Source organism: Xenorhabdus sp. TH1, assembly GCF_037260955.1.
Classification (GTDB): domain Bacteria; phylum Pseudomonadota; class Gammaproteobacteria; order Enterobacterales; family Enterobacteriaceae; genus Xenorhabdus; species Xenorhabdus griffiniae.
In genome coordinates, this window is the sequence record NZ_CP147734.1 from 2,727,051 (window position 1) to 2,750,616 (window position 23,566).

26 protein-coding genes are annotated in these 23,566 nt (G+C 41.5%); 23 read left to right on the top strand and 3 right to left on the bottom strand.

The window, feature by feature from the left end; translation table 11 throughout:
* Positions 1-271 precede the first annotated feature (271 nt).
* From WDV74_RS11960 to WDV74_RS12035, 16 genes are all read left to right on the top strand, one after another.
* Entirely contained in the window at positions 272-1,201 is a 930-nt protein-coding gene (locus WDV74_RS11960) for an RHS repeat-associated core domain-containing protein (protein WP_338883007.1), read from the top strand.
* Positions 1,198-2,052, top strand: a complete 855-nt coding sequence (locus WDV74_RS11965) for a hypothetical protein (RefSeq protein ID WP_338883008.1) — start codon at positions 1,198-1,200, stop codon at positions 2,050-2,052. The genes WDV74_RS11960 and WDV74_RS11965 overlap by 4 nt, the downstream gene beginning before the upstream one ends.
* A 385-nt stretch (positions 2,053-2,437) precedes the next feature.
* On the top strand, positions 2,438-3,355 hold the full coding sequence (locus tag WDV74_RS11970) for an RHS repeat-associated core domain-containing protein (RefSeq protein ID WP_338883009.1): 918 nt from the start codon (positions 2,438-2,440) through the stop codon (positions 3,353-3,355).
* Positions 3,352-3,762: a hypothetical protein gene (locus WDV74_RS11975; protein ID WP_338883010.1), complete on the top strand. Its 411-nt coding sequence runs from the start codon at positions 3,352-3,354 to the stop codon at positions 3,760-3,762. The genes WDV74_RS11970 and WDV74_RS11975 overlap by 4 nt, the downstream gene beginning before the upstream one ends.
* A 191-nt stretch (positions 3,763-3,953) precedes the next feature.
* Entirely contained in the window at positions 3,954-4,376 is a 423-nt protein-coding gene (locus WDV74_RS11980) for an RHS repeat-associated core domain-containing protein (RefSeq protein WP_338883011.1), read from the top strand.
* A gap of 85 nt (positions 4,377-4,461) precedes the next feature.
* Complete coding sequence (locus WDV74_RS11985; RefSeq protein WP_338883012.1) at positions 4,462-4,887, top strand: hypothetical protein; 426 nt, start codon at positions 4,462-4,464, stop codon at positions 4,885-4,887.
* Between the two features lie 234 nt (positions 4,888-5,121).
* The gene (locus WDV74_RS11990) at positions 5,122-5,625 is read left to right on the top strand and encodes a polymorphic toxin type 37 domain-containing protein (RefSeq protein ID WP_338883013.1); all 504 of its coding nucleotides are present in this window, start codon (positions 5,122-5,124) and stop codon (positions 5,623-5,625) included.
* A gap of 6 nt (positions 5,626-5,631) precedes the next feature.
* Positions 5,632-6,057, top strand: a complete 426-nt coding sequence (locus tag WDV74_RS11995) for a hypothetical protein (protein WP_338883014.1) — start codon at positions 5,632-5,634, stop codon at positions 6,055-6,057.
* Positions 6,058-6,290: 233 nt separating this feature from the next.
* Positions 6,291-6,791 carry an RHS repeat-associated core domain-containing protein gene (locus WDV74_RS12000; protein ID WP_338883015.1) on the top strand — a complete coding sequence of 167 codons (501 nt, stop codon included), beginning with the start codon at positions 6,291-6,293 and terminating at the stop codon, positions 6,789-6,791.
* A gap of 32 nt (positions 6,792-6,823) precedes the next feature.
* Positions 6,824-7,234 carry a hypothetical protein gene (locus WDV74_RS12005; protein ID WP_047686686.1) on the top strand — a complete coding sequence of 137 codons (411 nt, stop codon included), beginning with the start codon at positions 6,824-6,826 and terminating at the stop codon, positions 7,232-7,234.
* Between the two features lie 191 nt (positions 7,235-7,425).
* Positions 7,426-7,959 (top strand): hypothetical protein, encoded by a 534-nt coding sequence (locus WDV74_RS12010; protein ID WP_338883017.1) that lies wholly within the window; start codon positions 7,426-7,428, stop codon positions 7,957-7,959.
* Positions 7,959-8,369: a hypothetical protein gene (locus WDV74_RS12015; protein ID WP_338883018.1), complete on the top strand. Its 411-nt coding sequence runs from the start codon at positions 7,959-7,961 to the stop codon at positions 8,367-8,369. Before WDV74_RS12010 ends, WDV74_RS12015 begins: the two co-directional genes overlap by 1 nt.
* 275 nt (positions 8,370-8,644) lie before the next feature.
* Positions 8,645-9,499, top strand: coding sequence for a hypothetical protein (locus WDV74_RS12020; RefSeq protein ID WP_338883019.1), 855 nt, complete (start codon positions 8,645-8,647; stop codon positions 9,497-9,499).
* Between the two features lie 686 nt (positions 9,500-10,185).
* The gene (locus WDV74_RS12025; RefSeq protein ID WP_338883020.1) at positions 10,186-10,386 is read left to right on the top strand and encodes a hypothetical protein; all 201 of its coding nucleotides are present in this window, start codon (positions 10,186-10,188) and stop codon (positions 10,384-10,386) included.
* A 96-nt stretch (positions 10,387-10,482) separates the two neighbouring features.
* Positions 10,483-11,877, top strand: a complete 1,395-nt coding sequence (locus WDV74_RS12030; protein WP_338885606.1) for a ShlB/FhaC/HecB family hemolysin secretion/activation protein — start codon at positions 10,483-10,485, stop codon at positions 11,875-11,877.
* Between the two features lie 21 nt (positions 11,878-11,898).
* Positions 11,899-12,648 (top strand): filamentous hemagglutinin N-terminal domain-containing protein, encoded by a 750-nt coding sequence (locus WDV74_RS12035; protein WP_338883022.1) that lies wholly within the window; start codon positions 11,899-11,901, stop codon positions 12,646-12,648.
* Here WDV74_RS12035 and WDV74_RS12040 read toward each other — a convergent pair.
* Together WDV74_RS12040 and fadE are read right to left on the bottom strand one after the other, a co-directional pair.
* Positions 12,643-13,683: an IS630 family transposase gene (locus tag WDV74_RS12040; protein WP_338883023.1), complete on the bottom strand. Its 1,041-nt coding sequence runs from the start codon at positions 13,681-13,683 to the stop codon at positions 12,643-12,645. The two genes, WDV74_RS12035 and WDV74_RS12040, sit on opposite strands and share 6 nt — an antisense overlap.
* Before the next feature lie 698 nt (positions 13,684-14,381).
* Positions 14,382-16,829 carry an acyl-CoA dehydrogenase FadE gene (gene fadE / locus WDV74_RS12045; RefSeq protein WP_338883025.1) on the bottom strand — a complete coding sequence of 816 codons (2,448 nt, stop codon included), beginning with the start codon at positions 16,827-16,829 and terminating at the stop codon, positions 14,382-14,384.
* A gap of 255 nt (positions 16,830-17,084) precedes the next feature.
* On the opposite strand from fadE, the gene lpcA reads away from it, so the two are divergent.
* Complete coding sequence (gene lpcA, locus WDV74_RS12050) at positions 17,085-17,666, top strand: D-sedoheptulose 7-phosphate isomerase (protein WP_074020173.1); 582 nt, start codon at positions 17,085-17,087, stop codon at positions 17,664-17,666.
* A 36-nt stretch (positions 17,667-17,702) separates the two neighbouring features.
* Complete coding sequence (locus tag WDV74_RS12055) at positions 17,703-18,470, top strand: class II glutamine amidotransferase (protein ID WP_338883026.1); 768 nt, start codon at positions 17,703-17,705, stop codon at positions 18,468-18,470.
* Positions 18,471-18,625: 155 nt separating this feature from the next.
* Here WDV74_RS12055 and WDV74_RS12060 read toward each other — a convergent pair whose 3' ends face one another.
* On the bottom strand, positions 18,626-18,853 hold the full coding sequence (locus tag WDV74_RS12060) for a hypothetical protein (protein WP_338883027.1): 228 nt from the start codon (positions 18,851-18,853) through the stop codon (positions 18,626-18,628).
* Between the two features lie 107 nt (positions 18,854-18,960).
* Here WDV74_RS12060 and WDV74_RS12065 point away from each other — a divergent pair, with 107 nt between their 5' ends.
* Genes WDV74_RS12065 through nqrE form a run of 5 tightly spaced genes read left to right on the top strand, consistent with a single transcriptional unit; the run spans position 18,961 to position 23,560 of the window.
* Entirely contained in the window at positions 18,961-20,304 is a 1,344-nt protein-coding gene (locus WDV74_RS12065; protein WP_273558913.1) for a Na(+)-translocating NADH-quinone reductase subunit A, read from the top strand.
* Between the two features lie 3 nt (positions 20,305-20,307).
* Positions 20,308-21,546 carry an NADH:ubiquinone reductase (Na(+)-transporting) subunit B gene (locus WDV74_RS12070; RefSeq protein ID WP_273558915.1) on the top strand — a complete coding sequence of 413 codons (1,239 nt, stop codon included), beginning with the start codon at positions 20,308-20,310 and terminating at the stop codon, positions 21,544-21,546.
* Positions 21,539-22,333 (top strand): Na(+)-translocating NADH-quinone reductase subunit C, encoded by a 795-nt coding sequence (locus tag WDV74_RS12075; RefSeq protein WP_273558917.1) that lies wholly within the window; start codon positions 21,539-21,541, stop codon positions 22,331-22,333. Before WDV74_RS12070 ends, WDV74_RS12075 begins: the two co-directional genes overlap by 8 nt.
* Positions 22,326-22,955: an NADH:ubiquinone reductase (Na(+)-transporting) subunit D gene (locus WDV74_RS12080; protein ID WP_047769693.1), complete on the top strand. Its 630-nt coding sequence runs from the start codon at positions 22,326-22,328 to the stop codon at positions 22,953-22,955. The genes WDV74_RS12075 and WDV74_RS12080 overlap by 8 nt, the downstream gene beginning before the upstream one ends.
* 8 nt (positions 22,956-22,963) lie before the next feature.
* Entirely contained in the window at positions 22,964-23,560 is a 597-nt protein-coding gene (gene nqrE, locus WDV74_RS12085; RefSeq protein WP_189758046.1) for an NADH:ubiquinone reductase (Na(+)-transporting) subunit E, read from the top strand.
* The last annotated feature ends 6 nt before the right edge of the window (positions 23,561-23,566 follow it).

Genomic DNA, 23,566 nt, shown 5'->3' on the forward strand with positions numbered 1-23,566 from the left:
TCAGTACAACGCTGATCGCCAGAAAACACACGTAAGCCTGTCAGATAAAATCTTTGCCCCCGCGGCATTACCCGACTCAAGTCAAACCTATAAGAGTAACAATCTTAACCAATATACGGCTGTCAATGACTCCGCGCTTGAATATGATAAGCGTGGCAATCTGATCAACGATGGGGTTTGGGGTTATCGATATGACACGGAAAACAGGCTGGTTAGTGCTGAAAAAGCCGATATAAAGATTGGGTTTGGTTATGATGCACTGAGCCGGCGTGTGATTAAAAAGGTCCTCAAAGATAATGTCGTCACCACTTATGTTTATCTCAGTATCGGTGATCAGGAAATGGCGGTGTTCAGTGGTACCGGCACACCCGATTTTAGCGGTGCCTATATCTATGGTGCCGGGCTTGATGAAGTGGTTGCTGATATTACAGCGCGTGGCCATAATTTTTATTTTCAGGATGCGTTAGGCTCGACCATTGCCCTTACCAATGCGCAAGGTGAGGTAATAGAAAAACACGGCTATACTGCTTATGGGTTAGAGAGTGATCCCGGTAATGCGGCTTTCCGCTTTGCCGGTCGGCGTATTGATCCTGAAACCGGCCTGTCTTACAACCGGGCACGCTATTACTCTCCCGCTCTGGGCCGCTTTTTGCAGACTGACCCCGCCGGAACAGAGGATGGCCTGAACCTCTATGCCTATACCGGCAACGACCCCGTTAACCTCGTTGACCCGACAGGACAATGGGGGGAGACTGCAAGTACAGTTCTGGATTACATACCTATTGTTGGTGGAGCTAAAGGGATCTACGAAGCCTACCAAGACCCGACATGGACAAATATTGCGGCGGCAGGTGCTGGAATTTTCGGGCCTCCCGGAAAAGCGCTTGGAAAAGGCGGGAAGGCGATAGTAAGCTCACCAATCGTTGAACGTGGAACGCAGGGTATCTACGAGTTTATTGGTAAATCTGGTAAAAAATATGTCGGCCAGTCATCCAATATTCCAAAACGTCTTGAGCAGCATTTACGTTCCGGTAAGCTACCGGCTGGCACCCCAGTTACAACAACGCCTGTTTCAGGAGGAAAACTGCAAAGGGAGATTGCAGAACAGTCAAGAATAAAGGAGCTTGGTGGTATTAAGAGTGGAAATCTTGAGAATAAGGTCAATCCAATTGGTCCAAAGAGGGAGCATCTTCTTCCATGATAAAATCTGATGTTAAATATGAAGACGGTAACTATGGCACTTTAGCCGTAGTTCGCTCAGAATGGAATAAAACAATAGAAGAGGACATATTAAGAAAAGGCTGCACCGAGATTGAGTTTAATTCTGCAAAAGGATGGCAGGGGAGTGAACTCCCCCCGCTGGATGCATTTCCTGATCTGCTTGGAATAGATATCCTAGGATTTAATATCAAATCGATTGATTCAATCCATGTTTTGAAACGATTAAGGTCTCTAGGTATCGACACCTATTGTAATACACCGATACGGTTTGAAAATTTTCCTGATCTTGAAATATGTGGCCTTGAATGGCGAAAAAAATCAGACTCCCTGTTTGAATGCCGAAAATTAAAAGATCTTTTTATTAATAAATACCCTTATGATAATTTCAAACCGCTACAATTATTAACTAATCTTAAAACATTGAGGATTTATAACTCCAAGCTTAAATCACTGAATGGAATAGATCACCTTAAAAACATGACATACCTAAGTCTAGCAAACTTAAGGGGATTGACTTCTCTTGATGGTATTGAACATTTATCAAAATTGGAAAACCTAGATATCAATACGTGCAGAAAGATTACCCATATCAATCAACTGGAAACGCTTGAAAACCTGAAAGAGGTTTTTATCAATAACTGCAATGAGATTGAATCCCTCAAGCCTTTAAGAAACCTAAAAAAGCTTGAAAAGGTTCTCTTTTATGAATCCACCAATATTGTTGACGGTGACTTATCACCATTGCTGGATCGTAATCCCCCTTTGACTGCGGTCGCATTTATGAAACGCAAGCATTATTCCCATAGTTGGGATGATTTTAAATGTAACTGATTGGGTTACGATTTTGCCCGCTATTAACGCTGAGAGAATCTCATAAGTCAGTGCTAATAGCGGGCTTTTTATATATGTACTAATGAATTAATAATTCCAGCTAAACATCGGTTATCAGTACAACGCTGATCGCCAGAAAACACACGTAAGCCTGTCAGATAAAATCTTTGCCCCCGCGGCATTACCCGACTCAAGTCAAACCTATAAGAGTAACAATCTTAACCAATATACGGCTGTCAATGACTCCGCGCTTGAATATGATAAGCGTGGCAATCTGATCAACGATGGGGTTTGGGGTTATCGATATGACACGGAAAACAGGCTGGTTAGTGCTGAAAAAGCCGATATAAAGATTGGGTTTGGTTATGATGCACTGAGCCGGCGTGTGATTAAAAAGGTCCTCAAAGATAATGTCGTCACCACTTATGTTTATCTCAGTATCGGTGATCAGGAAATGGCGGTGTTCAGTGGTACCGGCACACCCGATTTTAGCGGTGCCTATATCTATGGTGCCGGGCTTGATGAAGTGGTTGCTGATATTACAGCGCGTGGCCATAATTTTTATTTTCAGGATGCGTTAGGCTCGACCATTGCCCTTACCAATGCGCAAGGTGAGGTAATAGAAAAACACGGCTATACTGCTTATGGGTTAGAGAGTGATCCCGGTAATGCGGCTTTCCGCTTTGCCGGTCGGCGTATTGATCCTGAAACCGGCCTGTCTTACAACCGGGCACGCTATTACTCTCCCGCTCTGGGCCGCTTTTTGCAGACTGACCCCGCCGGAACAGAGGATGGCCTGAACCTCTATGCCTATACCGGCAACGACCCCGTTAACCTCGTTGACCCGACAGGACAATGGGGAGAAGTGGTCAATACCGCACTGGATTACACCCCTATCGTTGGTGGAGTTAAAGGGTTCTATGAAGCCTACCAAGACCCGACATGGACAAATATTGCGGCGGCAGGTGCAGGAATTTTCGGGCCTCCCGGAAAAGCGCTTGGAAAAAGCGGGAAGGCGGCTGTAAAAGCCATTCATGGCAACTCAAAACACTCACCAAAACCAGCTTATCTTTATGAATTGACCTCAAAGAGTGATGGTGAGCTTTTAAAATACGGGATTTCACAAAACCCCAGTAAACGATATACAAAGAAATATATGAAAGATAAAAAGATAAACGTTATTCATTCCGGTTCTCGTGCTGATATGCTGAAAAAGGAACGTGAGCTGGTTACCCAAAATCCGGGGCCTCTTAATAAGGAACCCTGGGCCAAAGCCACCAGAAAAGCAAAAGGTGAAGAATGATAACTATAGGAGAGCAATTTGGTGGGCCAAATCTCAATGGTTCGCTAATTGAACAAGCATTAGACATTACATCAATGACTGCGATTGAAGAAAGGGATAAAGATTATGATATCGGAAAAGAGGCTTTTATTAACCCCATATTTATTGTTCCTGGCTCTATATTAGGCGTGGACTTTGAAGGCTATAAATATGGCTATTTCTCCAAAAAAGAAAAAGGGGTGGTAATACAAATTGCCGTACCACAAAGTGTGGCTGATGGCGAAGGTATCCGTGAATTTATTGTGGGGGCATTGCGCGAAGCTGTGCGCATGGCAGCGGAGAAATTTGCCAAACATGCTATTCCTTTTTCATCACTCAAGGCTGAAAAAATTATTCTGGCCATTGAGAAAAAACTGCAAGACTTTTGAACAACCTTAAAAAAACAAATTTGGCTCGCTTATCGGCGAGCCTTTTTTATATGAATTATACTCTTATACGATTAATTCCAATGGGAATACCTTCTAACTGATTCTGATATCGCTTATGAAGAAGAACCGTATGGTACGTCGTAGTCCGGTCTAAGCTGACACGCTATTATTCTCCCATTCTGGGGCGCTTTTTGCAGACTGATCCCGCCGGAACAGAGGATGGCCTCAATCTCTACGCCTATACCGGCAACGACCCCGTTAACCTCGTTGACCCGACAGGACAATGGGGGGAGACTGCAAGTACAGTTCTGGATTACATACCTATTGTTGGTGGAGCTAAAGGGATCTACGAAGCCTACCAAGACCCGACATGGACAAATATTGCGGCGGCAGGTGCTGGAATTTTCGGGTCTCCCGGAAAAGCGCTTGGAAAAGGTGGGAAGGCGGCTGTAAAAGGGTTAGAGAACCCCTTCAAGGACAAGACTGCTAAAGAAATTGATGCTATGTTTAGAAAAAAAGGATTTGAGCCAAAAGGTCGAGATCCCGCAGGAGGTTATGGCAGATATGTAAATCCTAAAAATGATCGTTCATACCATATCATGGGGAAACTATAGAGAACCCAACCATGTTGACGTAAATAGACCTAAGGGTAGTATTCTCCCTAAAAAGAAATATCCGTATAAGGAGGATTAATAGCATATGAATACTCACATATCTTCAGAAGATATTTTTATTACCCTGTCAAGATTTAGAAACTTTTTAAATCGAGCCTGGCCTGCTATAGATGAAATACTCTATGACCACGATTGGGATGATGATCAAGAGTTTATTGACGAATGGCTAAGGGAAAATTGGTCCTTATTGGTAGGTCGGCGGCTCTTTGGCAGAGATAGCGAAATTCAACCCTATTCCTTAGGTACAATTTATATGTTAAAAAATAACTATAACAGAATCATTGTTACAATTGATAACAAAAAATATATTTTCTCTGGATTCGTCACGTCAAAAGATGAGTTAACTACTGAACCACCGTTTGATATGATGAAAATTGTATCATTGGAAGGAAATATCAGAGCAGCCCCGTTTAAAAGGGAACACTTAACTTTAGAATATAGTAATCAGTAGAGTTTATTATTTAATTAGTTTACATTTTTTTTGATAATATTAATAAATCTTAAAAAATAATTATTGGCTCGCTTATCGGCGAGCCTTTTTTATATGAATTATACTCTTATACGATTAATTCCAATGGGAATACCTTCTAACTGATTCTGATATCGCTTATGAAGAAGAACCGTATGGTACGTCGTAGTCCGGCCTAAGCTGACACGCTATTATTCTCCCATTCTGAGGCGCTTTTTGCAGACTGATCCCGCCGGAACAGAGGATGGCCTGAACCTCTATGCCTATACCGGCAACGACCTCGTTGACCCGACAGGACAATGGGGAGAAGTGGCCAATACCGCACTGGATTACACCCCTATCGTTGGTGGAGTTAAAGGGTTCTACGAAGCCTACCAAGACCCGACATGGACAAATATTGCGGCGGCAGGTGCAGGAATTTTCGGGCCTCCCGGAAAAGCGCTTGGAAAAGGTGGGAAGGCGGCTGTAAAAGGGTTAAGGAACCCCTTCAAGGACAAGACTGCTAAAGAAATTGATGCTATGTTTAGAAAAAAAGGGGTTAAACCTCGTGGTGAAGATCCAGCGGGAGGTACAGGAGGATATGTAAATCCCAAAACTAAACGTTCATATCATATCGATCCCAAAGAATGGGGAAACTATAGAGAACCCAATCATGTTGACGTAAATAGACCTAAGGGTAGTTCTCTCCCTAAAAAGAAATATCCGTATAAGGAGGATTAATAGCATATGAATACTCACATATCTTCAGAAGATATTTTTATTACCCTGTCAAGATTTAGAATGTTTTTAAATCATTCCTGGCCTGCTATAGATGAAATACTCTATGACCATGATTGGGATAATGATCAGGAATTTATCGATGAATGGATGAATGCAAACTGGTCTTTATTGGTAGGACGTCGGCTCTTTGGCAAAGATAGCGAAATTCAACCCTATGCCTTAGGAACTATATACATGTTGAAAAATAGCTACAACAGAATCATTGTTACAATTGATAACAAAAAATATATTTTCTCTGAATTTTCCTCGTCGGAGGATGGACTAACCACTGCACCACCTTTTGATATGATGAGAATTGTATCATTGGAAGGAAATATCAGAGCAGTCCCGTTTAAAAGAGAACATTTAACTTTAGAATATAGTAATCAGTAGAGTTTATTATTTAATTAGTTTACATTTTTTTGAAAATATTAATAAATCTTAAAAAATAATTATTGGCTCGCTTATCGGCGAGCCTTTTTTATATGAATTATACTCTTATACGATTAATTCCAATGGGAATACCTTCTAACTGATTCTGATATCGCTTATGAAGAAGAACCGTATGGTACGTCGTAGTCCGGCCTAAACTGACACGCTATTATTCTCCCATTCTGGGGCGCTTTTTGCAGACTGACCCCGCCGGAACAGAAGATGGCCTGAACCTCTATGCCTATACCGGCAACGACCCCGTTAACCTCGTTGACCCGACAGGACAATGGGGGGAGACTGCAAGTACGGTTCTGGATTACATACCTATTGTTGGTGGAGCTAAAGGGTTCTATGAAGCCTACCAAGACCCGACATGGACAAATATTGCAGCGGCAGGTGCAGGAATTTTCGGGCCTCCCGGAAAAGCGCTTGGAAAAGGCGGGAAGGCGGCTGTAAAAGCCATTCATGGCAATTCAAAACACTCACCAAAACCAGCTTATCTTTATGAGCTGTCAACAGATAAAGGCGAATTTCTAAAATATGGAATTTCACAAAATCCCAGTAAACGATATACAAAGAACTATATGAAAAATAAAGACATCAGAGAAATTGATTCTGGCACCCGTGCTGATATGCTGAAAAAGGAACGTGAGCTGGTTACCCAAAATCCGGGGCCTCTTAATAAGGAACCTTGAGCCAAAGCCACCAGAAAAGCAAGAGGTGAATAATGATAACGATTGGAAATCATTACAAAGGACCAGAACTCGATGGTTCCTCAATTCAACTGGCATTACGCATTACATCAGGTGTTGCAACAGAAGAAAGGGATGAGGAATATGATAGCGGCAAAGAGGCTTTTATCAATCCCGTCTTTATCGTACCCGGTTCAATATCAAAACCTGACTTTGAAGGTTTTAAATATGGCTATTTCTCCAAAAAAGAAAAAGGGGTGGTAATACAAATTGCCGTACCACAAAGAGTGGCTGATGGCGAAGGTATCCGTGAGTTTATTGTGGGGGCATTGCGCGAAGCTGTGCGCATGGCAGCGGAGAAATTTGCCAAACATGCTATTCCTTTTTCATCACTCAAGGCTGAAAAAATTATTCTGGCCATTGAGAAAAAACTGCAAGACTTTTGAACAACCTTAAAAAAACAAATTTGGCTCGCTTATCGGCGAGCCTTTTTTATATGAATTATACTCTTATACGATTAATTCCAATGGGAATACCTTCTAACTGATTCTGATATCGCTTATGAAGAAGAACCGTATGGTACGTTGTAGCCCGACCTGAACCGACATACTATTATTCTCCCATTCTGAACCACTTTTTGCAGACTGGCTCCGCTGGAACAGAGGATGGCCTGAACCTCTATGCCTATACCGGCAACGACCCCGTTAACTTAGTTAACCCAACAGGCCAGTGGGGAGAAGTGGCCAATACCGCACTGGATTACACCCCTATCGTTGGTGGAGTTAAAGGGTTCTATGAAGCCTACCAAGACCCGACATGGACAAATATTGCGGCGGCAGGTGCAGGAATTTTCGGGCCTCCCGGAAAAGCGCTTGGAAAAGGCGGGAAGGCGGCTGTAAAAGCCATTCATGGCAACTCAAAACACTCACCAAAACCAGCTTATCTTTATGAGCTGTCAACAGATAAAGGCGAATTTCTAAAATATGGAATTTCACAAAATCCCAGTAAACGATATACAAATAAGTATATGACAGATAAAGAAATAAACGTTATTCATTCCGGTTCTCGAACTGATATGCTAAAGTTAGAAAGAGAACTTGTGACTAAGAATCCTGGACCGCTCAATCGAGAACCTTGGGCTAAAGCTACTAAAAAAGCAAAAGGTGAATAATGATAACAATTGGAAATCAATTTGGTGGGCCAAACCTTGATGGCTCACCAATTAAGTTAGCTTTACGCACTACATCAATTACAGCGGCAAAAGAAAGAGATGAAGGTTATGATAGTGGAAAAGAAGCCTTTATTAACCCCATATTTATTGTTCCTGGGTCTATATTAGGTGTGGACTTTGAAGGTCTTAAATATGGCTACTTTTCCAAAAAACGAAAAGGGGTGGTAATACAAATTGCCGTACCACAAAGTGTGGCTGATGGCGAAGGTATCCGTGAGTTTATTGTGGGGGCATTGCGCGAAGCTGTGCGCATGGCAGCGGAGAAATTTGCCAAACATGCTATTCCTTTTTCATCACTCAAGGCTGAGAAAATTATTCTGGCCATTGAGAAAAAACTGCAAGACTTTTGAACAACCTTAAAAAAACAAATTTGGCTCGCTTATCGGCGAGCCTTTTTTATATGAATTATACTCTTATACGATTAATTCCAATGGGAATACCTTCTAACTGATTCTGATATCGCTTATGAAGAAGAACCGTATGGTACGTTGTAGCCCGACCTGAACCGACATACTATTATTCTCCCATTCTGAACCACTTTTTGCAGACTGGCTCCGCTGGAACAAAGGATGTTAGCCATCTGGGAAATAAGGTTAACCCGATTGGTCCAAACAGAAGGCATCTAATGAATAAGTCAAACGTCATCTATGAAGAAGGGCGATATGGTGTTTTGGCCGTTGTGCGCTCAGAATGGAATAAAACAATAGAAGAGGACATATTAAGAAAAGGCTGCACCGAGATTGAGTTTAATTCTGCAAAAGGATGGCAGGGGAGTGAACTCCCCCCGCTGGATGCATTTCCTGATCTGCTTGGAATAGATATCCTAGGATTTAATATCAAATCGATTGATTCAATCCATGTTTTGAAACGATTAAAGTCTCTAGGTATCGACACCTATTGTAATACACCGATACGGTTTGAAAATTTTCCTGATCTTGAAAGATGTGGCCTTGAATGGCGAAAAAAATCAGACTCCCTGTTTGAATGCCGAAAATTAAAAGATCTTTTTATTAATAAATACCCTTATGATGATTTAAAGCCACTGCAATTATTAACCAAACTTGAAATACTGGGTTTGCTGAACTCAAGGCTGAAATCTTTTGAAGGAATGGAATATCTAAAAAACATCAGGAGATTACGCATTGCCAATTTAAGGGGTTTAACGTCATTGGATGGTATAGAGCACCTATCAAAACTGGAACAGTTGGATATAAACACATGTAGAAAGATTACCCATATCAATCAACTGGAAACGCTTGAAAACCTGAAAGAGGTTTTTATCAATAACTGCAATGAGATTGAATCCCTCAAGCCTTTAAGAAACCTAAAAAAGCTTGAAAAGGTTCTCTTTTATGAATCCACCAATATTGTTGACGGTGACTTATCGCCATTGCTGGATCGTAGTCCCCCTTTGACTGCGGTCGCATTTATGAAACGCAAGCATTATTCCCATAGTTGGGATGATTTTAAATGTAACTGATTGGGTTACGATTTTGCCCGCTATTAACACTGAGAGAATCTCATAAGTCAGTGCTAATAGCGGGCTTTTTATATATGTACTAATGAATTAATAATTCCAGCTAAACATCGGTTATCAGTACAACGCTGATCGCCAGAAAACGCACGTAAGCCTGTCAGATAAAAGCTTTGCCCCCACAGCACTACCCGACTCACGTCAAACTTATAAGAGTATTGTGTTTTAATAAATTCGGACAATTTGATGGACCGTTTTGGCAACTGTTCACTTATTACTGGCAGAAAACTCAGGAATATTGATAATTACCGACAGTCTAAAAAATATTTTTACGGTGATATCATCAGTACATTCTTCTGTAAAAAAAATCTAACATAGTGTAAAAAACAACAGGATATTAACTTATTATTAATTTTTAATTATTTATATAAATATACATAAAATGTGTTACTTTACCATTAAATAATCTATATTGACTTCTATTCTTATTTAAAATATTAATTATTTTCTGACTATCAGTGATAATATTTTCATTAAAAAATATTAAGAGGAATGTAGCAATGAAAATTAATACGAACGTAATTGTATAATTATAATGTTATTTACTATTCGTGACCATACTTTTAATGCCAAGTCACTTATTTTTATGTAATTAATATTTTTAATAAGGATTAGTTTAACACTCTAATAATATGAAAATTAAAACATACGTTAACATTTCCCTCTGTTTGTTTTTGTTAATATCAGGAAAAACCTTATCTTTTCCTGATAACTTACCCAGTATAAGTCCTGCAGATCAAGAAATTATCAAACAAAAACAGAAAGATATTTTAGAAGAATCTCAAAAACAACAAGATTTAGGATTAGATATTAAAGTAGATAAACCAAAATAATTATCTACCTTAGATGATAAATTACTTTGTCAAGTAATTAACACTATCTCCATAGAAAACGCTATACACTATCCAAAATCCAATCAAGAAAAACTAATAAAGGAAAATATTTCTAAATGTATGACAAATAAAGATATTGATTCTTTAATCAATACCATATCTGTTTATTACATGGAAAAAGGTTATATTACTTCTAGAGCTTTTTTGAGACAACAAGATGCACAGAGTATATTTAAAGGTAATCTTATTATTACTGTTATTGAAGGGAAAATTGATAATTTAAATATTGATGGTGGAGACTTATTAGCATTAAAAATGATTTTTCCTAATATGAAAGGAAAAATACTTAACCTAAGAGATATAGAACAAGGATTAGAACAATTAAATAGGTTGCACTCTAACCAAGTTAAAATTGATATTCAACCTTCTGCTAAAGTAGGATACTCTGATGTTATTTTAAAAATAAATCCTTTTAAATTACCTCTAAGCATAAATTTAATTTATGATAATAATGGGCAAAAAAGTAAAGGCGAAAATCAAGTTAATACCTTTTTGCAATTGGATAATGTGTTTCGTTTAGCTGATTCTTGGACAATTTTTGCCAGTAAAGATACCGATTTTAAAAATAGTCACAGAAATTGGTATATTAACTCAGGGGTAAGTATACCTTACGGCTATTGGTTGTTTAGTTACCAATATTCAAAAAATGAATCGTTCCAAAGTATTCCTATTAATTATTTTGGAACGATTCGTTATACAAGCAGAGGTAACTCTCATTCTATATTAGCAAATAGAGTTTTATATAGAGATGGAAAACAAAAGTTAGGTTTAAATGTGAGTTTTACATCTCGTAAAACTGAAAACATCTTAGGGGATTATAAAATATCCAGCAGTTCAAATTTAAGCACAGTAAATTTAGGCCTTAATTATAGCTCCATGTTATTCGGAGGTTATTTTAGATTTAACCCTACAATAACAAAAGGATTAGCTATTTTTGGAGCAACTAAAGATGACAACCTTGAACATTCTCCAAAAAGTAACTTTTACAAAGTTAGTGTTAATTCCAGCTATTTTAAACCTATAACTAATAATATTTATTATTTAACTTCTGCTTATGCTCAAACTAGTCCAAATAGTCTTTACTCTAGCGAAAAATTATCCATAGGGGGGCTTTATTCTGTCAGAGGTTTTAAAGATAAATTTATTACTGGAAATTTAGGAGGTTATTGGAGAAATGAGATTAATTGGAAATTGGTAAACATTCCAAAGTTTGGGGAGCTTTCTTTTAATGGCTCATTAGATACTGGTTGGATTAAAGGAGAACTGGCTAGATCTTCAGATGGAGGTAACTTAACAGGAACGTCACTTGGATTAAACTTAAACAATAAAATAAGTAACATTTCCTTTAGTGTAGGTAAACCTTTAAATTATCCTAATTATTTAAAACCAGATAATCTAGTTATTTATTGGTCTACTTCATTTAACCTTTAATTATAACGGAAGGATTTTTCTATGAAAACAAATATCAAACTTGCTTTATTTTTTGCTGGATTATGTTCTCTAAATTCATCTTTTGCCAATCCAATAATTTCAGATAATTCTGGAACACAAGTTCAAAACATTAATAATATACCTGTTGTTAATATATCTACTCCAGATAATCGTGGTATTTCTTATAATACTTATAAAGATTTCAATGTAGATACTCAAGGTGCGGTTTTAAATAATTCATTAAACCAAATTAGATCTCAATTAGCCGGCCAAATAAATAAAAACCCTAATTTAAACAATCCAGCTAAACTTATCATCAATGAAGTGACTAGTGGAAATCAATCTCAATTAAATGGATTATTAGAAATAGCTGGTAAAAAGGCTGATGTTTTAATATCTAATCCAAATGGTATTACAGCTAACGGTGGAAGTTTTAGTAATGCCGTTAATATAACTATAACTACGGGTAAGCCTGCTTTAGATCCTAATGGACAACTTATGTCTATAGTGGAGACTGGTAAAATTACTATTGGAGAAAAAGGGTTAGATGGATATAATGGCGGAGATAGTGTTGCTATTGTAAGTAAGGCTCTGGAGTTAAATGGCAAAATTCGTGGTAAAGATCTTTTTGTATTACAAGGTAGTAATGATGATATAAATAAACCAGCTCTGGCAATAGACACTAAAGCTCTAGGTGGAATGTATGCTAACAATATTGTTATAGTATCTAGTAAAGCCGGGGTAGGTGTTAACCTAAATAAACTTTCATAATAACGATACACTCATTTTTTTCATTCCCGGTTGTTGCCCGAATGAAAATGCAATCATAAATTCTTCAACGCACGCTAAGAGTTGCCACATATACTGACAGCAATGATTTCGGGTGACGGTTTCATGCAAGGATTGCCACAAGCGTTCAATCTTATTTAGCCATGGCGAATAGACCGGTAAAAATAACAGGTTAAATTGAGGATTTTGTTTTAGCCATTCCCTGACCTTATGGCTTTTGTGAATACCATAATTATCCAAAATCAACGTGATACTTTTGGCTTGACGATACTGACGATTAATTTTCTCTAACATATTGATAAATAAATCAGCGTTTTTCTTTATACCACCGACATAAGTCACTTGACCTGTTCGGACATCAAGGCAGCCTGCAAGGTAGTGCTTTTGGTTTTTCCCCGGTGTCATCACGCGTTTTTGTTGTCCTTTTAGACACCAGTCTGCCCCGATTTTAGGATTCAGATCGATATCGACTTCATCTTCATAAAAAACAAGATGTTGCTCTGATGCGTTGGCTAAGGCTTCGGTGATTTTTGCCATTTTTTCGTCATACTCCGGATCAGGCTTTTTGACAGTAGGCGCCGCTCTTCGCCAGACAATACCCACCTGACAAAAGTAACGATAAAGCGTACTTTTCGACAGTGATACCCCTAATAATTCATTGATTATCTGAGTGATAAGTTCAATACTCCAGCGTGAACGCAAACAGTCAAAATCCTGCGGGGAGTGTGATAATAAGAACGACAACAAGCTAAAAATCGGGGCTAAATTCCATCGAGTAGGCCTTCCTCTCGGTAAGCTTTTTAATCCTTCCAGCCCATATAACGTTAACCAATTTATCCAACGATGGACGGAAGAACGTGAACAATGAAGGGTTCTGGCGATGTAAGAAACGGTCTGACCTTCATGTAACATCAAGAGTGCCATGAGTCGGCGGGCGTAATCTTTATCCCGGGTTTTATGAATAAATTTTTTCATCTGACGTCGTTCATTTCGGGGTATTGGTGCTATGATTCGCATCACTCAGTCCATTTTGGGATTTTTTTGATTTGGCGATTAATCAGATCGCAAAAATTGGACTGAGTTCCCTTCAAGTGATCTACTATTTTGAAAGCTTATTTATATCTCACCATGATCCAATGAAAGTAGCAATTATTATCACTATTATTGTTCTTGTCGGCAGCTCAATTTATTTAATCGGTGATAAAGACACAAAAATTAGAAAGTAAATTAAGAAAGAATAAAATGGTTAACCATATAGAGGTAATATTACGTGATGGTGGATACCTAAATAATTTTAATTTTACAAAATAATACGCGATAAATCATATCACCGTTTTCCTCACTTTTAACGCATATATACAAAAAGGGGATGAACACAAATTCTGAGTACAACGTGATATATTTTTTATTTATTGGTTTTTCACCATATGAAGCAAAACACATAATCTCAGTAGATTCTTCAAAGGCTAACACCTTAAAAGATAATAGTACCAACAAAAAGAGTTTTTTTAACCATTTCAATTTCTTTTTAGATTAATAATTCTTCTGTTTATATAGGAAAGAACATCAGAATAGTATATTCCATATACTTTATTCATAACTAAATACCTACAGAGTAGGTGGTATTTTATGAATAAAAACGGGGCGTTGTTGCCCCGTTGCCCCGTTTTTTATCCCATATTTGTATAAATCAGGTTTTCTGGTCAGCATCAGCATCAGGCGGCTTTATCTTGACGCTGACTTTCAGGCTTTTTTGCTGCATGGGGTACAGCAAATGCATCCGGCTCAAATTCATCGACATTGATTGAACGCAATCGGCTGATTTCGGCACGTTTCAGGATCTCTGCTTCTTCCTGAGTGATTTTGTTTTCAGCCAGAGCCTGTTCAGCTAATTTATCCAGACGGGTGAAGCTCAGTGTCTTACCTGCTTCGCGGCTCAAGCGAACATGGATTGGCTCTGCGGCGATGATATCGTGCAATGCTTCTTCCAGTAACCCGTGAGGGTTATGTTTACTTGGTGTCAGATATTGCCCACGTCCAATCCGGCTACGAGTTGCGGAAGGAGTCTGTAATATCTGAGCCAGTTTGTGATCCAATTTATCGGATGGTGCAGTATGTACACGTCCCAATGGGAAAATAATCAATCGCATCAAACCTGCAACCAAACGATTAGGGAAATTGCGTAGCAAGTCATTCATAGCATGTTCAGCCTGATTCAGGCTATCTTCTACTGCCCATTGCACCAATGGGAAATCTTCTTTCTGGCGTCCTTCGTCTTCATAGCGTTTCAACGTGGCAGAAGCCAGGAAGATTTGACTCAGAATGTCCCCCAAACGTGCTGAAATGCGTTCACGGCGTTTCAGGCTGCCTCCCAATACGCCCATTGAAACATCAGAGAGCAGGGCAAGGTTGGCGCTTAAGCGGTTGATTTGTTGGTAGTAACGGCGAGTTGCATCATTGACTGGTGAACGGCTGGTTCTGCCTTTGGTGATACCAAGCCACAGGCTGCGCAGCGTGTTACTGGCAACATGGCCTAAGTGACCAAACAGCGCTTTGTCAAAGTGTTTCACATTGTTGCTTTCTGCGGCGGCAATTTCAGCCAGTACATAAGGATGGCAACGGATTGCACCCTGACCAAAGATGATCATGCTGCGGGTCAGGATATTCGCACCTTCAACGGTGATAGCAATGGGTGCCCCTTGATAACCGCGAGCAAGGAAGTTAGAGGGTCCAAGACAGATACCTTTGCCGCCAGCGATATCCATCGCATCAATAATGGAACGTTGGCCTCTGTGCGTACAATGGTATTTCACGATAGCAGACAGAACTGAAGGTTTTTCGCCCAACATGATACCACTGGTGATCATGGTTGCAGCCGCATCCATCACGTAAGCATTACCTGCGATACGTGCCAATGGTTCTTCGATACCTTCCATTTTACCGATAGGCAACTTGAATTGACGGCGAATATAGGAATAAGCACCGATTGCCATAGCTGCGCTTTTTAATCCCCCTGTTGCGTTGGATGGCAAGGTAATGCCACGACCAACAGACAGACATTCAACCAGCATACGCCAGCCTTGGCCTGCCATTTTTGGCCCACCAATGATGTAGTCGATAGGAACAAAAATATCTTTACCCCGCGTTGGGCCATTCTGGAATGGGATATTCAGAGGGAAATGGCGGTGACCAATTTCAACGCCCGGTGTATTGGTTGGGATTAAGGCACAGGTAATGCCTAATGATTCGGTATCACCCAACAGATGATCAGGATCATACAGTTTAAATGCTAATCCCAGCACGGTGGCGATAGGAGCAAGGGTGATGTAACGCTTATTCCAGTTCAGGCGCATACCAAGCACTTGCTCGCCTTGCCATTCTCCCATACAGACAACACCCGTATCAGGAATAGCTCCTGCATCTGAACCGGCTTCTGGGCTGGTCAAAGCAAAGCAGGGAATTTCTTCACCACGGGCTAGGCCAGGCAAATAACGTTTTTTCTGTTCGTCTGTGCCATAGTGTTGCAGCAATTCACCCGGCCCCAGAGAGTTAGGTACGCCAACAGTAATTGCCAGAATACCTGATACGCCAGCCAGTTTTTGCAATACCTGAGATTGGGCGTAAGCGGAAAATTCCAGACCACCATATTCTTTCTTGATGATCATGGCAAAGAAACGATGTTCTTTCAGGTAGGCCCAAAGCTCTGGTGGTAAGTCAGCCAGTTCGTGGGTGATTTGGAAATCATTTGCCATGCGGCAGGCTTCTTCTACCGGACCATCAATAAATGCTTGTTCCTCAGCAGTTAACTGTGGCTTTGGATAGTTATGCAGTTTTTGCCAGTCAGGGTTACCACGGAATAGATCGCCTTCCCACCATGTCGTTCCTGCATCAATGGCTTCTTTCTCTGTTTTGGACATGCTTGGCATAACCCTACGGAAGGCTTTTAGGCCAGGTGCAGAGAATAAAGATATACGTACAGGTGTAAAGACAAGAGGGAATAGGACGATGACCAGTGGTAACAACAACCAATAACTCCAAAGGCCAGTTATACTCATAACGAACGTATAGGCAACAAGCAGCAAGCTGCTAAGCGTCATGCTGACTTTGTGGTAACAAAGTCCGCCAATCAAGACTAAAAATAAGATAATGCTGAAAGCGGTCATAGTAAAACTCCTGTAAATCTCAGGTTGAGTTGTCAGAGGTCTGACCTGTTGTGATGTTCTTCTTTTTTAGATGAGGAAAGCGCATTTATCAATATATTTACATCTTAATTACAATCTAGCTCACAAAGTCGTGTTGGTTTTGCAAACGATAATTTTTTCAAGCTGTGATGATATCTTCTTTCAGATAGGGGAATCCGTTACACTTGTTGGCTGACATTATATTAATCCCGAAGACTTTTCAGGAGAATGAGTTCCATGTATCAAGAACTGATCCGCAGTGAATTATCCGAAGCCGCAGATACGTTGGCTAACTTCCTCAATGATGATGCAAATATCGACGCCATTCAAAAAGCGGCGGTTTTGCTAGCTGATTCATTCAAGGCAGGAGGAAAAGTGCTTTCCTGTGGTAATGGTGGCTCACATTGTGATGCTATGCATTTTGCGGAAGAATTGACAGGCCGCTACCGTGAAAATCGTCCGGGATACCCGGCCATTGCCATTTCTGATCCTAGCCACTTATCTTGCGTAAGCAATGACTTTGGTTATGACTATGTATTTTCCCGTTATGTTGAAGCGGTCGGTCAGAAAGGCGATGTCCTGCTGGGTATTTCAACTTCTGGAAACTCTGGCAACATCATTAAAGCCGTTGAAGCCGCCCGTGCCAAAGGTATGAAAGTCATTACACTGACTGGCAAGGATGGCGGAAAAATGGCAGGAACAGCAGATGTTGAAATTCGAGTACCACATTTTGGTTATGCCGATCGTATTCAGGAGATCCACATCAAAGTCATTCATATCTTGATTCAATTGATTGAAAAAGAAATGGTAAAAGCCTGATTGCTTTTCGTTAGGAATCGGCGTTAGGGGTAGGCAATGTGTGAATTACTTGGCATGAGTGCCAACGTGCCAACAGATATCGTATTCAGTTTGAGTGGACTCATTCAGCGTGGCGGACATACCGGTCCACATAAGGATGGTTGGGGAGTTACCTTCTATGAGGGATTGGGATACCGGACGTTTAAAGATCACCAATCCAGTTGTTATTCACCTGTAGCTCGATTTGTACAAGGCTATCCTATCAAATCAGAAGTGATTGTCGCCCATATTCGTCAGGCAAACAGTGGTAATGTTTCCCTGGTTAATACTCATCCCTTTACCCGTGAACTGTGGGGAAGGTATTGGACTTACGCCCACAATGGTCAACTTAAGGGATACAGTAAGTTGAAAACGGGTAATTACCGGCCGGTGGGTGAGACAGACAGTGAATGGGCATTTTGCTGGATATTGCATCAACTATCGTTGAAATATCCTAAGCGACCTTCCAATTGGCCTGCGGTGTTTAAATTTATTGCTTCCCTGGCGAACCAACTGAGAAAGCAAGGTGTTTTCAATATGCTGTTGTCAGACGGGCAGTTCGTTATGGCTTACTGTTCGACGCAATTGCATTGGATTACTCGTCGTGCTCCTTTCGGCAGGGCTAAATTACTCGATCAGGATGTTGAAATTGATTTCCAGCAGCACACCCAGCCAGGGGATGTCGTATCTGTGATTGCCACCCAACCTTTAACCGGAAATGAAGTTTGGCATCGTATTGAATCAGGTGACTATGCGCTATTTCATCTTGGAGAGAGAGTAATTTGATTCGCGGTTCCAAAAGGGTGATTGGTTTTCTGTTTTTACATTAATAACATATTGTCCGCCTATTACGTTAACTGTGGCAGTAATGCTATTTACGCATAGGCGGGCCGTAATTTTTTCCAAAACAAGTCATTGTCATTATTTTTCTGCTGCTTTCGTTAAATTTCTACCGCAATATTTGAATGAAAATCGTCCTGACGTAGAGAAAAGTGATAGAAGCGTTCGTCTTTATCGAGTGGTTGACGGTTTAGCAGAGAAATTATTTTGATTTGCTTGAACTGTGTCACTTGATTAATCAGACAGTCAGTAGGGGAGGTGTTAGAATTACCCCGGCGAAAATTAAGAGAAACTTTGTAACGATTATCGGAGTGAATAACTTGAGACATATATTGCTCAAGGTTTTTTGTATTATTAGAGTCGCTGCATTACCTAACGGCAATACCGCAAGGTAATCTGTAGTATATGATTTAACTGATAAACTTGTGCAAATCTTATGATTAAAATTAAAAAAGGACTCGACCTCCCAATAGCAGGAGCGCCTGCCCAAGTTATAGAAGATGGTCCGGCAATTCGCCATGTTGCTTTACTCGGTGAAGAATATGTTGGAATGCGTCCTTCTATGCTGGTTAAGGAAGGTGAGCATGTCAAAAAAGGGCAAATTCTTTTTGAAGACAAGAAGAATCCAGGGGTTGTTTTCACTAGTCCCGCAAGCGGGAGAGTGGTCACTATTGGACGTGGTGAACGTCGTGTTTTGCAATCCGTTGTTATTGAAGTGAATGGCGATGAGAAAGTCACATTTGATCGCTATGAACGTGCTGAACTTACTGGCTTAAGCCGTGAACAAGTAGAGAAAAATCTGCTGGCGTCAGGATTATGGACAGCGTTGCGTACACGTCCTTTCAGCCGTACCCCGGTTCCCGGTTCCACACCAAAGGCAATCTTTATTACGGCAATGGACACCCAGCCACTGGCTGCTGATCCACTCGTCGTTATTGCAACTCAGGAAGAGGCTTTTGTTGATGGTCTGAATGTTCTGTCAAGATTGACAGAGGGGAAAATCCACGTTTGCCACGGCGCTGGAAATATTCCAACAGTGGGAAATAACGCTCAAATCACCTATAACCAGTTTTCTGGCCCCCATCCAGCGGGTTTGGCAGGTACGCATATTCATTTCATTGAACCTGTTAGTGCTCAAAAAACGGTTTGGCATCTGGGTTATCAGGATGTCATTGCTATCGGCAAATTGTTTACCACGGGTGAGCTTTATACTGATCGTGTGGTATCCCTGGCAGGGCCACAAGTTAAATCACCGCGCTTGATACGTACTCGATTGGGGGCTGATTTGCTGGAATTGACGCAAAATCAGTTGCAAGAGGGCGAAAACCGTATTGTTTCTGGTTCCGTGCTCTATGGTACAAAATCCGATGACGTTCGCCATTATCTTGGCCGCTTCCATACGTTAGTTTCTGTACTTGCTGAAGGGCGGGAAAAGGAGCTGTTTGGTTGGATTGCGCCGGGCGCGAATAAGTTCTCGATTACCCGTACCACAATCGGCCACTTCCTGAAAAAGAAACGTTTTGCTTTCTCAACCACAACAAACGGTGGAGAACGTTCTATGGTGCCCATTGGCAACTATGAGCGTGTCATGCCACTGGATATCATGGCAACTCATCTGCTGCGTGATTTGCTTGCAGGTGATACTGATAGCGCTCAGGCGCTGGGTTGTCTGGAGCTGGATGAAGAAGATTTGGCATTGTGTACCTATGTTTGTCCAGGCAAATATGAGTACGGTCCAGTACTGCGTGAAGTGCTGACTAAGATTGAGCTGGAAGGGTAATTCATGGGCCTGAAAAATTTATTTGAAAAAGTAGAGCACCACTTTGAGGCCGGTGGCAAACTGGAGAAGTATTATCCTCTCTATGAGGCAGTAAGCACCGTTTTCTATACGCCGGGCACCGTGACAAAAGGGAATGCCCATGTCCGTGATGCCATCGATCTCAAACGCATGATGATCTTGGTGTGGCTGTCAGTTTTCCCTGCGATGTTTTGGGGCATGTATAACGTCGGAAATCAGGCAATACCTGCTCTGACTCATTTATATAACGGCGATGCCTTACAGCAGGTTTTGGCTTCTGATTGGCATTACATGCTGGCTCAGTATCTTGGTGCGTCATTAACACCAGATGCAGGATGGGGCAGTAAAATGCTATTGGGAGCGGCTTACTTCCTGCCAATTTATGCGGTTGTGTTTGTCGTAGGTGGTTTCTGGGAAGTTTTGTTTGCCATTATCCGCAAACATGAAATCAATGAAGGTTTCTTTGTTAGCTCCATTCTGTTCGCATTGATTGTGCCACCAACACTGCCATTGTGGCAGGCGGCTTTGGGGATTACTTTCGGTGTGGTGATTGCGAAAGAGATCTTTGGTGGTACGGGGCGTAACTTCCTGAACCCAGCCTTGGCGGGACGTGCTTTCCTGTTCTTTGCTTATCCGGCACAGATTTCAGGTGATTTGGTTTGGACTGCGGCTGATGGTTTTTCTGGCGCAACGCCGTTATCCCAATGGGCTACTGCGGGTAGTCACGGCCTGATCAATACCATTACCGGACAGCCAATCACCTGGATGGATGCTTTCCTGGGTAACATTCCTGGTTCAATCGGTGAAGTATCCACTTTGATGATTTTTATTGGTGGTGCCATCATCCTGTTTGCCCGTATTGCTTCATGGCGCATTGTTGCTGGTGTGATGCTCGGTATGATCGCGACGTCTTATCTGTTTAATGCAATTGGTTCTGGCACTAACCCCATGTTCGCTATGCCGTGGTACTGGCATATGGTTCTGGGAGGCTTCGCTTTCGGTATGATCTTTATGGCGACTGATCCTGTCTCCGCAGCGTTTACGGATAAAGGCAAATGGGCCTATGGCATTCTGATCGGGGCTATGTGTATTTTGATCAGGGTGGTAAACCCAGCGTACCCAGAAGGAATGATGTTGGCGATTTTGTTCGCTAACCTGTTCGCGCCACTGTTCGATTATCTGGTCGTACAGGCCAATATTAAGCGGAGAAAAGCCCGTGGCTAATGATAAACCAAAAAATAATGATAGCATCGGCAGAACATTCCTCGTTGTTTTTGTGCTGTGCCTTGTTTGTTCGATTGTGGTTGCCGGTTCAGCTGTAGGGTTGAAAGCGCAGCAGCAGGAGCAAAAGCTGCTGGATAAGCAGCGTAATATTCTGGATGTCGCGGGCTTGCTAAAACCGGACATGACAGCGGCGGAAATCAAAGCAATCTATAACAGCCGCATTCAGCCTGAATTGCTCGATTTGAAAACAGCAACGTTGCAAGAAAGCGCGGGTAATTTTGACCTGAATAATGCCTTGCGCAGTGACGAAACCAGTGTTGCTTTGTTACCAGAACAAGATCTGGCGAAGATCCGCCGCCGCGCCAATATGGCCGAAATCTATCTGGTTAAGGATGAGAGCGGTAAAACGACGGAGCTGGTTTTGCCAATATACGGCTCTGGCCTGTGGTCAATGATGTATGCCTTTATTTCCATTGATATCGATGGTGTCACATCTCACGGCATCACTTACTACTCTCATGGTGAAACCCCTGGTTTGGGTGGTGAAGTTGATAACCCACAGTGGCGCAAGCAGTGGGTAGGTAAAAAACTCTATAACCCGCAAGGTATGCCGGCACTTAAGATCGTCCGTGGTGGTGCCGGTGATAACCCTTACGGTGTAGATGGGCTGTCCGGAGCAACCCTGACTTCTAACGGTGTTCAGCATATGTTTGATTTCTGGTTGGGTGATAACGGTTTTGGCCCGTTCCTGAAAAAAGTACGTGAGGGAGCCTTGAAAGATGGCTGATAGTAAAGAAATAAAACGAGTCCTGCTTGGGCCGTTGTTTGATAATAACCCCATTGCATTGCAGGTTTTGGGGGTGTGTTCAGCGCTGGCTGTGACTACCAAATTGGAAACTGCGTTAGTTATGACCATTGCAGTTACCCTGGTAACCGCGTTTTCTAGCTTTTTTATTTCATTAATTCGTAATTATATTCCTGGCAGTGTGCGAATTATCGTACAGATGGCGATCATTGCATCTTTGGTTATCGTCGTAGACCAGATTTTGCGGGCTTATGCCTACGAAATTTCCAAACAGTTATCGGTGTTTGTGGGCCTTATCATCACGAACTGTATTGTTATGGGACGTGCTGAAGCCTATGCCATGAAAGCACCACCGGTTGAAAGTTTTATGGATGGTATCGGCAATGGTTTGGGCTATGGCGTCATTCTGTTGCTGGTTGGTTTCTTGCGTGAACTGTTTGGTTCAGGAAAATTGTTCGGTGTTACGGTGCTGGAATCTGTCAAGAATGGTGGTTGGTATCAACCCAATGGCTTGTTCCTGCTGGCACCGAGCGCATTCTTCATTATTGGTATGCTGATTTGGGGTTTACGGACTCTGAAGCCTGCGCAGGTTGAGAAGGAGTAACAAACAAAATGGAGCATTATATTAGTTTGTTTGTCCGCGCAGTCTTTATCGAGAATATGGCGTTATCTTTCTTTCTCGGTATGTGTACGTTTTTGGCGGTATCAAAGAACGTTAAGACGGCTTTTGGCCTCGGTGTGGCTGTAACCGTCGTATTGGGAATTTCCGTTCCTGCCAATAACCTCGTCTACAATCTGGTTCTCCGTGATGGAGCGCTGATGGATGGGGTGGATTTGAGCTTCCTGAACTTCATTACCTTTATTGGTGTCATTGCTGCACTGGTACAGATCCTGGAAATGATCTTAGACCGTTATGTGCCGACACTCTACAACGCATTGGGAATTTTCCTGCCGTTGATTACGGTGAACTGTGCGATTTTCGGTGGCGTTTCATTTATGGCACAGCGTGACTATAACTTCAGTGAGTCCATCGTATATGGTTTTGGTTCAGGTATGGGCTGGATGCTGGCAATTGTTCTGATGGCTGCTATCCGTGAAAAAATGAAATATGCGGATGTTCCAGCAGGTCTGAAAGGATTGGGGATCACCTTTGTCACCACCGGCTTGATGGCATTGGGCTTCATGTCCTTTTCCGGTGTGCAGCTCTAAAGGCGA